This is a genomic window from Tumebacillus algifaecis, assembly GCF_002243515.1.
GTDB lineage: Bacteria > Bacillota > Bacilli > Tumebacillales > Tumebacillaceae > Tumebacillus_A > Tumebacillus_A algifaecis.
Window position 1 is genome coordinate 546153 of record NZ_CP022657.1, and the last position, 14496, is coordinate 560648.

At 45.4% G+C, this 14496-nt stretch carries 9 protein-coding genes; 6 read left to right on the top strand and 3 right to left on the bottom strand.

All coding sequences use genetic code 11. The features are described from left to right. The first annotated feature begins 361 nt into the window (after nt 1-361). Genes CIG75_RS02630 through CIG75_RS02640 form a run of 3 tightly spaced genes read left to right on the top strand, consistent with a single transcriptional unit; the run spans nt 362 to nt 7351 of the window. A complete protein-coding gene (locus CIG75_RS02630; protein WP_094235245.1) occupies nt 362-3805 on the top strand; it encodes a hypothetical protein in 3444 nt (1147 codons plus the stop codon). Nucleotides 3806-3822: 17 nt separating this feature from the next. Next, entirely contained in the window at nt 3823-6576 is a 2754-nt protein-coding gene (locus CIG75_RS02635) for an amidohydrolase family protein (RefSeq protein WP_094235246.1), read from the top strand. Between the two features lie 16 nt (nt 6577-6592). Further along, the gene (locus tag CIG75_RS02640; protein WP_094235247.1) at nt 6593-7351 is read left to right on the top strand and encodes a non-canonical purine NTP pyrophosphatase; all 759 of its coding nucleotides are present in this window, start codon (nt 6593-6595) and stop codon (nt 7349-7351) included. Between the two features lie 18 nt (nt 7352-7369). Here the strand turns inward: CIG75_RS02640 and istB are convergent, their stop codons facing one another. Both istB and istA read right to left on the bottom strand, forming a co-directional pair. Further along, nucleotides 7370-8098, bottom strand: coding sequence for an IS21-like element helper ATPase IstB (gene istB / locus CIG75_RS02645; protein WP_094234918.1), 729 nt, complete (start codon nt 8096-8098; stop codon nt 7370-7372). Continuing rightward, nucleotides 8095-9594 (bottom strand): IS21 family transposase, encoded by a 1500-nt coding sequence (gene istA, locus CIG75_RS02650; protein ID WP_094235248.1) that lies wholly within the window; start codon nt 9592-9594, stop codon nt 8095-8097. The genes istB and istA overlap by 4 nt, the downstream gene beginning before the upstream one ends. 197 nt (nt 9595-9791) lie before the next feature. Here istA and CIG75_RS02655 point away from each other — a divergent pair, with 197 nt between their 5' ends. Together CIG75_RS02655 and CIG75_RS02670 are read left to right on the top strand one after the other, a co-directional pair. After that, on the top strand, nt 9792-10445 hold the full coding sequence (locus tag CIG75_RS02655; protein WP_157729348.1) for an SIR2 family NAD-dependent protein deacylase: 654 nt from the start codon (nt 9792-9794) through the stop codon (nt 10443-10445). Nucleotides 10446-11885: 1440 nt separating this feature from the next. After that, nucleotides 11886-12269, top strand: a complete 384-nt coding sequence (locus tag CIG75_RS02670; protein WP_094238309.1) for a DUF302 domain-containing protein — start codon at nt 11886-11888, stop codon at nt 12267-12269. Nucleotides 12270-12374: 105 nt separating this feature from the next. Here CIG75_RS02670 and CIG75_RS02675 read toward each other — a convergent pair whose 3' ends face one another. After that, on the bottom strand, nt 12375-12710 hold the full coding sequence (locus CIG75_RS02675) for a YmaF family protein (RefSeq protein WP_094235251.1): 336 nt from the start codon (nt 12708-12710) through the stop codon (nt 12375-12377). A gap of 487 nt (nt 12711-13197) precedes the next feature. Between CIG75_RS02675 and CIG75_RS02680 the strand changes: the two genes are divergently transcribed. After that, nucleotides 13198-14481 (top strand): MFS transporter, encoded by a 1284-nt coding sequence (locus CIG75_RS02680; protein WP_094235252.1) that lies wholly within the window; start codon nt 13198-13200, stop codon nt 14479-14481. Nucleotides 14482-14496: the final 15 nt, after the last annotated feature.

Here is a 14496-nt window from a genome sequence, read left to right on the forward strand (position 1 = left end):
GTCGCCAGCCAACATGTCTTAGTAGAAGACCAAAAAGCTACGTAATTATAGACGAATCCAAATGTTTACTAGTAAGCATCAATTTGATGAGAACTCCTAAACAAAGAACTTTTCGACACTTGTAGAGCCACAAAAACTCCTTCAATTTGGCTGTGTGCCGTGAGATAAACTCGGTGCACAGTCTTTTTTTCGGAGGGCGAGGTGTCAATTTTATGAAAATTTATAGGGCAAAGCGAGGCCATCTTTACGATTATTGGCTGAACACTAATGAAATGAATTTGTAGGGTTTTTTATAAATATGTAGAAGTAAATAAATAGTTTTGTATGGAATCTTGTTTTGAAATTGAAGGGAGAAAAGCAGATGAGTAAATATAGCTTTCGACTCAAGAATAATCATAAGGAAGTAAACAAAAAATCCGTAAAGATCGGTTCACGGGTTTTGACAGATGGGGAGGCAAAAAGTATTCTCCCTAGCTTTGAAAAAATTGGAGAATTGTTAAGAGACTTTCGTAATGCCTCGGGGCAACTAAGAGATAGTAACGATACTGCCGACAATTGTATATCAATACTAGGTGGCCGCGGTTCTGGCAAAACGTCTGTAATGCTTACATTTAAAGCAAAGCATGAGGAAAAATACTCCAAACGGGACATTGTTTTGCCTTTAATTGTTCCCGAAAATATGAGTCCATCAAATGATACTTTGGGATGGCTACTTGGGCAATTTGAAAATGTAGTTGCAAAACTTGATAGTGATTCAGAAGATCGTATGAAAGCGGGAAACAAGTACGATGAGTTGTATGACCGTTGTATTAAAAGTGGAACAAGTTCACTAAAGGATAGATTTGATGATCTTAGAAAGTCTTATGTATTCCGAAAAGAAGAATATTATCGAGCCATCCATGGTCGACATTCAGGTGCGGCCAATTATATCAAGGACAATGAAAACTTTATTCACTCAGATCATAATTTCATTGAACGGTTTCGGAAATTTATAGATCAATTGATTGTAGACAAAAGAGGAGTATTGGGAGGTGGTCACGAGCCCTTAATATTGATTTATTTCGACGATGTGGACCTTTGCGGGGAACGTTGCCCGGATGTTCTTGATACGGTTCGTAACTATTTGAATCACCCTAATATTGTTGTTTTTGTATCGGGGGACTATGATCAATTTACAGAAGCAATTACGATGGATTTTGTCCGGCGGGAGAAAATTGGATATCTGTATTACAACACGAACTTCGTGCCAGATGACAAATCTTCACTTTTAAGAAGTGACAATGCGCAAGAAAAAAATGCGCTGCAATTACGGAAAGTTCGGGCTCAAGATTATCTAAAAAAAGTAATGCCTCCAACTTTGCGCTTTGAAATGAAGCGTCTGGCTACAAATAAGGAAAAATCCAATTTCGAATATGTAGTTCATGATATTTCAAGTGAGAAGCCAATATCTTTAAGGGAATTACTTGAAAATATTCATTTTAGTGGGAACACCTTTGGTGAGATTAACAAAGAGGTTACAGATGTCTTTTTTGCAATCTTTGACGATAATCCGCGAGGTCTTATTAACCCGTATTATTTCCTGTACCAACGAAATATTAGGGAGAATTCTGCATGGGATGCAAATGACTTAAAGCAATTTGTAGAACTTCTGATTAACTCTACAAGTCGTCTCAAAGAATACGAATTTGACTTGAGAAATATTATTGAGATCGGTATTCGTGAGGCAAAAGTTGATTCGGAAGCATCCCAAAAGGCTAAAATTGATCCACAACAGACCTCTTTAAATTACAATGCTCTTGAAATGCTGTGGGTAGCCTATGAGAATAAATTTAATGAAATGGACAGTTCTCTTCGTAGTACGTTTTCGGAGGACCGTTTCTATAATGATATGCTAATGTTAACTATTTTTATTGAATTTATAGAACGATTGATGAAGTTGGAAAATACCGATTTCAGTGTGGTTGACAAAAATGACCCATTGATGCGTGTGTTGAATAAATTCAACAGACAAAAAAAGCTGTATCCCGAGAAGACAGATATGAATCACTTAATTAAAATGTTTCTTGCTCTTGAACGACGAATGCATGTTAGTAACACACGTTTTTTGTTTGATAATCAGGGTTCCGATGATCTGGAATTGAACTATTATCTAGCACTTTCAGAGTATCAGAAACCGATTGATGGAGAATATGAGGATGCTAAACGAGTGTGTGAGTTAGTGAATTTGCTTCATGACACTTATGATGTGGACGAAGAATGGGTAGTGACTCATCTCGGTTATTTGTTTGAAAAGGGTAGAAATATAGAAGAATATTATTTGTCATTTGCTGAAAAAATGAGGATTCATCTCAAATCATTTATGGATGATAAGAAATTGCTTGATATAGTGGATTTGGAATTACGAATAGGTATTGAATCAGAACAGAAGTTTGAACAAGTAGTTCGTCGCGAAATAATTCAGATAGTTTCTACAGAATCAGATCTAGCTGATCTAGACTCAGAACATGCTAGATTAGAGCAGTTGTTGGAGTATCATTCTAATCGAAACAACAGAGAGACACTCCGAGATCAACTTAAAAGTAAATCCATTCAACTACAATTAATGGAACATGAGATTGAACAAACTAAGAAAGAGTTGTCTGTGATGACTTATAACGAGTTGATAGCGATCATTCAAAAGCGCAAGGATATGCTAGAGAGGATCAATTTCCTTGATACTTTTTTAAAGAATAGGAAAGAGGATTGGGAAGTTCTAGAGTCTAGAATAATAGTGTCTGATTCTTTGTTGGAAGGAGTAGTTCCGATCAGTACGTTTGATCCGCAGCAATTACCTGATAAAACTATTCTGTCAGAATCAGATTGGTCTGTAATTGTTAAGGAACCGCTCATTTATGTCTACCCTCAGTCTGGTCAAAGTCTTACACAAAGTACTATGACGTTTATTGATTTATATTTTTGTTTAAAACAAGAGTTTCAATTATTAAAAAAGTATCTGCCTATTGATTACCAGGCTCGTTTAGATGCTTTAGATAGGTTGAATAAGGAAATGTATCGACTGGAAAATGAAATCACTAAGTTAAATTCACTCATTAATGGACTACCGGAGCTCTTAGTGGAGGATGCGAATATATCTAGAGAAGATCTTTTAGAACAGATGGTGAGTTTATGGAAATTGACAGTGCAGCATAATTTGAAGGAAAGCCTTAGTATAAAAGGAAATCGAGTTCTGAAAAAGGACGATATGCAAAAAGCGTTGCAAGTGTTTGAGCAACTTATAGCACAAGGGGAGGAGTTACTTAAAAATAGTCGAAATAAAGTCATCTCTTTAAGTGGTGAGGTTAGAACAGCAATAAATATTTTAAGAAAAATCCCTCCACTGAGGGAGAGTATTGAACGTATATCCAAACAATCAGAGGTTCAGTTACTTGATTATCAAAGATTAATAAAAGAGCTAGAATTTTATTTGAAAGAAGGGCGCGGTGGTTTAGCGCGAAGTTCACCTCAGGTGCATCGTCAAATTGATGTTATTAAAAAACAATTAACCACTCCGGGGGCATTGAGAGAGGACGATACCACGTGGGTACGCAGCAGAAGTCTGCAAATCTGTATCGCTCAATATGCGGGGTTGATTGTACGAATTCAGGCGTTACTTGTTACCCATGATAATGATTCCGATCTAAGTCAATCCTTTTTCTGTACAGTCAAAGATGAATTACGAAAGATTGCTAAAAAGAGAAAACTGCTCAAGACTAATTTTGAGCGATATGTTGAAAACCAACTGTCGGAGAAGAAAATGGTGCAGTAACGGTAGGAGGGGTCAGTATGTTTAGGGAAAAAATGGACCTGCGAATCAAGACAATGCTCTTACCGTTTACTGAACTATCGTTTTATTGGCAGGATAGCATCAACGATTTGGCAAGAGGACATTCGACGATTGAATACCGCAATTGTCTGGAGAAACAGGTGTTACCAGCCGTTTATCCGATTCTTAACAAGACCAACCGAATTTACAACCTCGACGAGATCAAGCTGCTGATCCGTAAATTTTTCCCGCATGAGGAACTACAGCAACTCAGCTGTAGCGGTAGATTCATGTCACGCTTCTATTTCCGCTATCTGGCGAAGTTAAGCCAGTTTCTCTTGACTCATCGAAACGGCAAAGTTGCACTCAAGTATTGGGAGAGCGAGAGAGAGGCTGACTTGCTGGGACCGTATAAGGGAAGTAACAAGGTCGCGCTCTGGAGTTCTATGAACCGAATGTTCACCACGGATATTCTCGTGGTTTTGTATCTTCTACAAAACGGGATGGGCGAAGAGCAGTATCTGAAGAGCTATCATGGTTCGGTCAACCTGGCCGACACACAACTCGAACAGATTCTGAGCAAGGGCGTGGCGGAGACGCACTTGCATTTAAGCGCAGGTGAGAACTTTAACATGAATTGGCAACGGCTCATGTCACCAGAGTCCAATCATTACGATCCGACTTTGGATTGGTTGTTCGGGGACGAAGTCATGCGCAAGGAAGGTAAACTGCAAAAGTACGTACGGGCGATGGCAATCATTCGCATCCTGCTCGCTCATCATTTATCAACATCGGAACGGCGTTCCCAAGATGAGCGAGTGCTAACCTTGTTCCATCATTACCAACAAGACTCGGCCAAAGTCGCCAGCCTCTCTCCGATAGATATTCTCATGAGGGTTTATCATGGAAAGCGTCTGGAGCACTCAGAATTAGACTTTGACGGGATGTACCAATCCCTACTAATTCGATATCGCTTGGCTCCACAGGATTCCTGCCGTGAGGAAGATTGGAAAAGGGCGCTTGCCAAACAGGATGTCATTCATCGACTAACCAACCCTTCCGGCGAGGACGGCACGGTGGAACTCGTTTTCCTAATGAAGTGTATGCGCTATATGATGTCATCCGAGCCTGATGACTTTTTCAACCAGATTTTCTGGCAGTATTTACGTGTTAAAAATGAGATCTTCCAATTACACATTCAAGCAAATTCTACGCGAGGTTTGGAAAATTTCGTTTCCTATTTCGAAAGAGCTACCAAACAAGCGGATGTCGAATTGTCACTGCATCAGCAAATGGAGAACCCGTATTTGCGTAAACTGGAAGTCCGCATAGCTCCGGGGGGGCGGGACAGCGACGAGCGGAATATCAAGCAGGCTTTTGCCAAAAAGCTAAAAACACTCTTGAAGGCCTATCAGGAAAATATCTGCTCTCTGTATAACCGTGGGCAAATGATTCCGGAGATCGGCATCGTGGTACATTTCATCAAAAAAGAGGATGAGCATGATATCGAAAAATGCTGGCTCGATGCGAATCCCTTTACTCGGCAATTTGGTGAAACAGACCTCCATGTTGATTCCGCCAAGCTCTATTTTCGCAACTTACAAGAAAAATATATGGCGGAGATGAGAGTGGTGCGCGACCTACGTGAGGAGATTCCGGGCCTGTCTGATTATATCGTGGGCATCGATGCGGCAGGGGTGGAGTTTGCAACCGAGCCTTGGGTGTTCGCTCCAGTGTTTCGCGAGGCGCGTAACAGTGATACGCATCGGTCACTTCATCCGTCCGCACCGGACAAGCGGGTGCGCAACCTCGGATTAACGTATCATGCAGGGGAGGACTTCCGCCATTTGATGACTGGGGTTCGTAGGGTGCATGAAGTGGTGCAACATTTTCAGTTTCATGCGGGGGACCGCATTGGACACGGCATCGCCCTCGGGATTAACCCGAATCTGTGGATGCAGCGTAATCAGGTAGTCATGCTTCCGCGGATCGAACATCTGGAAAATTTGCTGTGGATCTGGGGGCTATACAAGGATGGGGTCGCTAAGGAAGTGGATTCTACGAACCTACAACAAGAGATCCTGACGTTGGCTAAGGAGATCTACGTGCAGATGGAAGGGATTACTGTTTTCTCCCTTTGGGAAGCGTACCAGAGCAAATTCAGAACTTTCGAGATGAGTAACTCGCTCCCTGGAAAGCGTGAAGCGAGTCGGGATACTTCGAGGCTTTTCTGCCACTACATAAACACGAATAACATTTGGACGGCTGAACGTTTGACCTTTGCGCAGCACTGTAAATGTTATCTCCACAAAATGGTGGAACCCATCCAAGTTGAGGTGCGGCGTGAAGATCTGAAAATGCTTAAGGAACTGCAGACGCTCATTCGGCAAAAGGTCAGTCGTGAAGGGATTGTCATCGAAACGAACCCGTCTTCCAACACAGCCATCGGCGAAGTCGAGAATATTTTTCAGCACTATATCCTTACATTGAACCAACGCGGATTTCAAGAGCAGCGGAACGTGGAGGACGGCGTGATGGTCACGATCAACTCAGATGATCCGATCGTCTTCAACACGAATATCAACAATGAGATAGCCTATTTGTTTTACTCCCTTTTGGAAAAGGGGCACGCAAGAGAAGACGTGCTCTCCTGGGTGGACAAAGTACGTGAGATAGGGGTTTACAGCAGTTTCATAGAGAGTCGAGGGATTCCGTTCCAACAACGAATGGAAGAAATATCAGAGATTTTGATTCAACTAGAATCATATTGTTAAAATTTTAAGGAGGAGAATGATGCTGTACTTTATTTCGGGTAGCAAGAGCAAGCAAAAAGAGATGGAACGATTGTGCGTATCACACGGAATTCAAATGGCTTCGACAAAAGTGGAGATTAACGAATTACAGACCAAAAACCTTGAGGAATTGGTTAGGGACAAAGTGAAGAAAGCGTTTGACACGTTGAAGCGGCCGCTGTTTGTCGAACATACTATGCTTCAATTGGAATTGGAAACTGGGGACATGAGCCACTTTCCTGGTGCGCTAACGAGTATCATCTGGGAGGAGCTAGGGGAAGTCCATTTTTCCGAATTGTTTGGTGGCAAGAAAGCGAAGGCGACTGCGATGATTGGCTATTGCGATGGAAAGAAGATCTATACATTCCAAGAATCGGTCTGCGGCTCGATCTCTCCAGTACCTCGAGGAGAAGGTGGGTTCGGATGGGATAGGATATTCGTCCCAAATGGCCAAGCAAGGAGGCAAGAGAGGACTTTTGCTGAGTTAGAGTTGGTAGGTAAGAAGGACGAATACTCAATGAGAAGTGCAGTATTGAAAAAGCTAGGGGAACATATTAAAAAGGAGCAGGTGCGAGAGCAGAAACAGGATTTTCGGGAACTGTGTAAGGCCATCAAAGACAGGCGCGTTATTCTCTTTGCGGGTGCTGGTGTTTCCATGAATTTAAAACTCCCTTCTTGGGGGAAATTGATCTCAACTATGGCCCAAGTGTGTTTCGCAACTGAAAAGTGCAGAGTATCGCGGCCATTTTGTGCATAGCACCGCCAACATCGAAATTCATGAATTTATGCTCGACAGAGCATGACGCAAGCGATAACTCTCGCCCGTAAAACTCAGGATGTGCGCGTGGTGAACTAAACGATCCACCAGCGCTTTCGTTAATCTAGTATCACCAAACACGCTGTTCCATTGCCCAAACTCCAGATTGGAGGTCACTATGAGACTTCGCTGCTCGTAGCATTCCGAGATAACGTGAAACAGAAGTTCAGCACCCGTTTGGTGAAACGGCACGAAGCCCACCTCATCCAAAATCAACAGATCGCACTTCATCAGTTCTTTTTGAAATCTCGTCAGCGTCCCGCTCGCATGTCTTTCCTGCAATTTGGCGACAAGCTCCGAGACGCGATAAAACCTCACATCAAGCCCCTGCCGACAGGCTTCCACCCCTAACGCAATTGCCAGATGGGTTTTCCCAGTTCCCACCTTTCCCAACATCAAGATGTTCTCTTTATGTTTCAGGAAGTTAAGCTCACGTAGAGACTGCTCCGTGCAATGATTCGGAAACGTGATCTCCTCAAAGTTGTATCCTTCGAACGTTTTCAATTGAGGGAATCCGGCGCGCTTCATCAATCTCTTCATTTTACTGGACTCACGTCCTTGGATCTCTGACTGCAGGATTGCCAGCAAGAAGTCAGTACGACTCTCGAACGGAACCGATTCGTAGTGGTTCATTACATGTGCCAGATGGAGCGTTTTGCACGCCTGCGCCAACATTTTTCGATTCATAATGTCACCCCCAACAGATCGTTGTAATTGGCCAAGTCACCTGGATGATAGCCTTGAATCTTCGATGGGGTGTGTACCTCTTGGAACGGTTCAGGATGAAACTCGGGATATCGTTGTTTGTACAAAGCGTGCTCCAACGCTGTTTCGACGCGAGAATCCCAAGGCATGAGTTCGTGCAGGCCTTTAGCGATCTCCCCCATCGTGTAGTTCTCCAACAAACGCCTCACAAGGGACAGGCGTGCCTTGCACGTCTCCGACTCAACTTCCCTCAGGAAGTGTTTCAGTGTTTCTGGCATCATCGACACAAAAGTCGAATATCTGACGGAGCGAGGGCGTCGCTTGAGTCCATCTAACACAGCTCTCCACTCGATCTCCATCGTCTTGTCCGTATAAGGCCGAGGGAACTCGAAGATTTTGCTGTACGACTCGTCCAATACCTCGATCAGATCCCACTTAATCTTGAGCAACACGCGCTGCTCTGCCTTGCATTGCGGGAGTGGGTACTTGATGTTCTCGAACGACAGTTCACGAAATTTGTTCAATCGACCTGTATCCAAACGAAATACCTCTAGCGGTTCAAGCGGCAGGGAATAGAGCATTTTCTGCTCCTGTCGCCATAGATCGTCCACTTTCTCCTTCTTCGAATAGTGAATGCGCTGACGATCCTCCAGTGCCTCCATTTCAAGATGTACTGCGAGTTCATCGAGCGATTGAATGACTGGGATCGGGACACACCAGTTCCGCCTTCCGTAACCAACCTTGTTCTCTACATTGCCTTTCTCGTTGCCTCTCGCCACATTACAAAAGACAGGCTCGAAGCAGTAATGAGCACAGAACCTTGTGAACGCATCAGTTTGCTTTCGTTCTCCGTTTTTCTCGATAGATGCAACCGCAGCCGCGAGGTTATCGAACCAGATGCGTCGCGGTACTCCGCCCATTTGTCCGAACAGCCGCTTCAAGGCTTCGAGAAAGCACTCGCCATTCTCAGATGGAACGGGGAAAGCGAAGGCCGCATTGCTAAATGGGAAGGACGCGGTAAGAATCTTACGTTCCACGAGCCTCCCGTTCTGCGCAACCTGTACGGTTCCAAAGTCTACCTGGGCTTCGCCACCTGGATGCTCCAGCCGTTCGTAGCTCTTCGCTCGGTCATGGGCGTAAGCCGCCCGCCATTTAGCCACGTACTCCTGTACCGTTCGTTCGCCACCAGTAAATTCATACTCCGCTTTGAGACGGTTAAAGATCCGCCGAGCGGTGTGGCGCTGTTTGCGGGGAAGAGCCTCGTCCTCCAATAGCCACGTATCTATGATTTCGAGAAACGGACCGAGAACTGGGTAACGACCGAATCGTTTTCCCACCGTCTCGTTCCAATCGTCTTTGTCCGCATATTTTTTGGCAGTTCGCCAATTCAAGTTCATTCGTTCTGCAATTTCGGTTATCGAACACCCTTCGTGTTCGCGCAAAAATTTGATATACTGTTGTTCAGGCACTTTCAACATCCTCTCGATCCCCCTTGGTCGTCGCAAACCGTAGGGTAAGTTAGTAGATCGATGTTGGCAAGTGCTTTTTTTATGCCAAAATGTCGCGGGCAAAGTCTGCACTTTTACGCCGCGACATTCTGCAATTTCATTATGCGATAAACACCCAAGAATTGGGCTATGATGAAAAGGTTTTTAACTCATACGGAGATTATCTGATGTTGGCCGAATACTATGTACTGAAAAAGGGGAAGGAGGAGCTGCAAAATTTGTTGGATGTGTTCCGTAAACCCCTAGAGGAAATGAGGGCAGGAGAGGTTCATGAATTGCTAGTCCAACTGCAGTTCCCGATCATTTATACTACTAATTACGATCACCTGTTAGAAAAAGCTCATGAGAAGTTTACTGGTGAAAAAACTCCTTCCATTGTGACGCTTAATGATATGTTGAAGGTTGGCAACAACATGAAGGTGCAGATCGTCAAATTCCACGGTGATCTCGACGATTTGGATTCAGTCGTACTGGATGAGACCAGCTACTTCGAACGGATGGATTTTGAGGCTGCGTTGGATATCAAGATGCGTGCCGACATGTTGGGACGTTCTGTTCTGTTTCTCGGTTATAGTTTAGGCGATTTCAATGTCCGCTACATGATGTACAAGTTGCATAAGCTATGGGATTCCGCTAAAGACCCACTGGCCAAGCCGAAGTCCTATATCTTCCTGACTACGCCGAATCCGTTGCTCAAGGAAGTATTGTTTGAGAAGCGAGGGATCACGACATTTACATCGGAGGTTTCTGACCATGGGGAAGGTTTGAAGAGGTTCTTACAAGCGTTGCTTAAGGGGGTCAATGATCTCGAGCCGCAGTGATAAATGTAGCAACCAATTGCTAAAAAAAAGATGACATCCATCTGAAATAACACTGAATGAGTTTCATTTTCAACTGTTGGATCTCGACCAGCTGTTTTTCACTCAGGCGGTGTAAGGACACCATGAAATTAGCGACCGAAATTTCATCCAGATCGTAAATCACATAATTCCCTTTTCGGGTGGATTTGACCAACCTGGATTCATACAAGGTTTGTTCTGTACCCACTGCATTTCAGGAACTTGTAGTTGTGTTTGTTCCTTCTGGAAAACCATTCGTGTAAGAACACAGGAAGAAGGCTAAGATTTCCGTTCGCCCAGCCAATCGTGTGCTGGCATGAGTCTTTGGTTCCGATCAAGATGTTCCGTTGGATGTGACGAAATGATCCGTATAAGTGCGACTCGCACAATTATACCCACAGGGGTATAATTGTGCTGAGGTGAAAGGACTCCCATGATACATGTGTCTGCTGATGCGATTGCAAAATTGAAGGAACTGATCGATGATCCCAGTCAAATAAAGATTCGACTTTATATCGCGGGGATGGGCTGAGGCGGCCCGAATTATGGATGGGCTCTGGAGGAGTCCACTGACGAGTTTGATCATCAAGTAGTGGTTGGCGATCTTGAATTCGTGTTTCTTGCTGCGCTAACGCCTTATCTGGAAGGGTTGAAAATTGAGTATCGAAATTCATGGTGGAGCAAGGGTTTTTTGTTAACGAGATAGCACCAAGACGATGAAGAAAGAGGTCGCTTACAGGGGTGACCTCTTTCTTCATACACGCGAGTAACGGAGTCGTGTGGGTGGAGAACACCAACCTCGTGCTCGGCTAAGATAACGGTTGGGACGGGCTGAGGACCGGTTTTACAGACGAAGCGGGTCTACTGCTTGGTCAACAATTTGACAAACAAATGGCGACGCGCGGATGCCCTGTTACTGGTCATAACGTTCGTTTGTGCTCAGGCTTCTGGCGTTTGTCCACACCATCGTGTGTTGTCAAACTAAGCACTGCTTCGTTCTCTACATTACGCTGATTAAATCCTGTCTTTCGAGGCGGTGTTAATGGTAAGATCATTCATCTGTTCCGGGGAGCTGTCGAGCGGCATGAAGGGAAATTGCTCAACAGTTTCTCGCATGTCATTCAGATCGTGGCACATAAAAACGCTAGCGAGAGGGAACAAAAAAATGAACTTTGATTTGATTGTAGATGCAACAAGACGGACTAGCCTGATGCCGATTGAAAAGCGAAGAGAGGCATCCACGCCCTGCAAACGGGTCAAGTGATGATACTGGAAATGACAGATAAAGGTACGATTTATGACTTCCAAGCGTGGGTCAAGTAAAAGAACGGCGAACTTGTCAACGTGGAAGCGGACAGCAGGTTGTTCCGCTTCTACGTGAAAAGCGTAATTTCGCATTCATTCCATGAGGAGGGCTGCTCGATGTTTCACTACACGGTAGAAACAACGAAAACAGTGGACGAAGCGGTACAAGCAATCGAAGCTAGTTTGAAAAACCACAAATTCGGTGTTCTTTGGCAACTAGATTTGCCAGCCAAACTTCAGGAAAAAGGCGTGGAATTCACCACGCCCTTCCGAGTCCTCGAAGTATGCAATCCAGTGGAGGCCAAGCGCGTTTTGGAGCAGAATCTGCTTGTGGGCTACTTCCTGCCGTGTAAGATCGTCATCTATCAGGAGGGCGGCACCACGAAAATCGGTTTGCCAAAACCAACTTCCCTGATGGGCGTGTTGCAAGACCCTGCGCTGGAGAGGATCGCTCAGGGCGTTGAACAGACGCTGATCGAAGCGATTGAAGCAGCAAAATAAGCAGTCAATCGGAACGCTCTGGAACGAGCAACACAGGTAGCAGCCATTCGAGGACGTGACAGAATGACAGGCTGGCAGTGGAAAACACGAGCGGACGATGAGGCGCTATCTGTCGCCTGGAGCAGGCATATCCACACCTTGAACATGATGGCGATGACCGTCATCTTCCGTCGTATAGAAATCGTAATAATGTACATGTCTGCCATTCCCAACCGGAATGGCCGTGCTGGAGTACGCACGGTAATGATGAGTATGGCCATCTTCGAACACCACATACCCCTCCGTGTAATGCACATGACTACCATCTGGCGTTGGGAGCGCCGGGTGCGTCACATCTAAACACTGATGGACGTGCCCATCCGCCAATCCTGTATAATCTACCGAACCATGCGTATGTCCGATGACCCGGCCATGTACAGCATCATCTTTGCCAATTGACATGCGTGGGGCCCCTTTCGTTTTTGTTATAGGGTATGGGCGATGACCCGGTTCGGTACCATCGACCTCGCATGCCGTTCTGGGTGGGAGGAAGCATTTTAACGACAAAAACGGAGTTGGACGCTGTATCGGTCCGACTCCGTTTTTCTATAGGAAGACTGGAACTCTGACTCCGTGCATGGAGCACCGTATCCCTTTGAATCGGTCGGTCGTAACTCAGATTGTCCATCCATTTGCTATCAGTGGTTAAATTTTACATCAACATCATGAGTTGTAATTTGTCATAACATTGTTGCGTTAAAGATTGGAAAGTGTTTCTATCAAGTGAGCATCTATAGAAATTTTATTTTTATATTAGTTCTTTTTCAGCTGATTTATAAAAAGGCCTGTTATTCCCTTATTGAACATGATAGAATTGTCAATGGTAAGTTTTTGCAAACTAATCCATTTTTAACTATGTAACCTCATAGTAAATAAAGGAGGCAGCAAGATGGATTCATCAAGCAAACAGAAGAGCTCACTCTGGAGCAACAAGATTTTTAACAAGATGTTCGTTTCTTACACCCTCTCCAGCGTCGGAGATTGGTTTGACATGATTGCCATCATGACTTTGTTCAGTTTTGTGTGGAAAGTGGAGCCGCTTTACGTTTCGCTCATTCCTTTGATGTACGCAATTCCGAGCATTTTCTTGGGGCAGATCGCTGGGGTGTTTGTGGACCGTTGGAACAAGGTCAATCTGATGATCATCACCGACGTCATCCGCGCCATCTTTACCGTAATGCTCATTTTTGCACCGAGCACCTGGTGGGTGTTGCCACTGCTGTTTTTCCGCGCCGCCGCAGGTACGTTTCACGCACCTGCTCAGCAAGCGCTCGTCCGCCACGTGGTGGACAAGGAACACCTGCTACAAGCTAGCACACTGATTGGTGTCGTCTTCCAGTTGGCCAAAGTGTTCGGACCTCTGGCTGGCGCGGCGTTGATCGCGTTCGGTTCGATTGAGCTCTGCTTGATCGTCAATGCGGTCAGCTATGGCATTTCGGCCATTTTGCTGCTGACGGTAGGCAAGGTCAAGGAACAGCAGGACGAGACGGAGCAGGACAAAGAGAAGCAAAGCTTCGCCGCTTCTTGGAAGGAAGGCTGGTCGGTCGTGTTGACCAATCGCCTCTTGTTCTCCAGTACCGTTTTCTTCTTGATCGGTTTCGCAGGTTTGCAGATCGTGGATGCGCAGCTCGGCGTTCTGTTGCGTGAAATTGACGCATCGCGCACCGAATTGCTCGGCTATATGATCGCGACGGTCGCTGTCGGCACGTTGTTGGTCGGTGCGACATTTGGCATTTTGAAGCGCACGGGGATCAGCTATGGCTGGCTGTTTGGCGGGGCGAGCGTGCTGATCGGGATCGCCTTCTACTTCATGGGCTCTTATGAAGCGGGAAGTTCGATCGCTTGGTTGCTCGTGCCTTCCTTTATCGGCGGCATGGGTGCAGGGGTTGCATTCATGGCCTACAACTATCTGCGGCAGGTTGAAACGCCCAAGGAAGCGATGGGGCGCGTGACGGGGATCACCAACTCGCTGACTAGCGTTGTGGTCGTGGTCGGGCCGCTTGGCGGCAGTTGGTTGGTGACCGCACTGGGCGTTTTCGATGCGTTTATCGTCGCCGGTTATGTGGTCGGTGCGATCGGTCTGTTCGGGATTCTGCTCCAACGCTTGATCTGGGGAGCGAAGCAGGCGTCAGGTAGCGATCAAGATTCTACCAACCGTCCGGCGGCCGTCTAATGCGGTCGCAGCTTG

Bases quoted from the DNA above. Each gene is read 5' to 3' on its own strand.
- CIG75_RS02630 (WP_094235245.1), top strand. From the start codon at position 362: ATGAGTAAATATAGCTTTCGACTCAAGAATAATCATAAGGAAGTAAAC.
- CIG75_RS02635 (WP_094235246.1), top strand. From the start codon at position 3,823: ATGTTTAGGGAAAAAATGGACCTGCGAATCAAGACAATGCTCTTACCG.
- CIG75_RS02640 (WP_094235247.1), top strand. From the start codon at position 6,593: ATGATGCTGTACTTTATTTCGGGTAGCAAGAGCAAGCAAAAAGAGATG.
- istB (WP_094234918.1), bottom strand. From the start codon at position 8,098: ATGAATCGAAAAATGTTGGCGCAGGCGTGCAAAACGCTCCATCTGGCA.
- istA (WP_094235248.1), bottom strand. From the start codon at position 9,594: ATGTTGAAAGTGCCTGAACAACAGTATATCAAATTTTTGCGCGAACAC.
- CIG75_RS02655 (WP_157729348.1), top strand. From the start codon at position 9,792: ATGTTGGCCGAATACTATGTACTGAAAAAGGGGAAGGAGGAGCTGCAA.
- CIG75_RS02670 (WP_094238309.1), top strand. From the start codon at position 11,886: ATGTTTCACTACACGGTAGAAACAACGAAAACAGTGGACGAAGCGGTA.
- CIG75_RS02675 (WP_094235251.1), bottom strand. From the start codon at position 12,710: ATGTCAATTGGCAAAGATGATGCTGTACATGGCCGGGTCATCGGACAT.
- CIG75_RS02680 (WP_094235252.1), top strand. From the start codon at position 13,198: ATGGATTCATCAAGCAAACAGAAGAGCTCACTCTGGAGCAACAAGATT.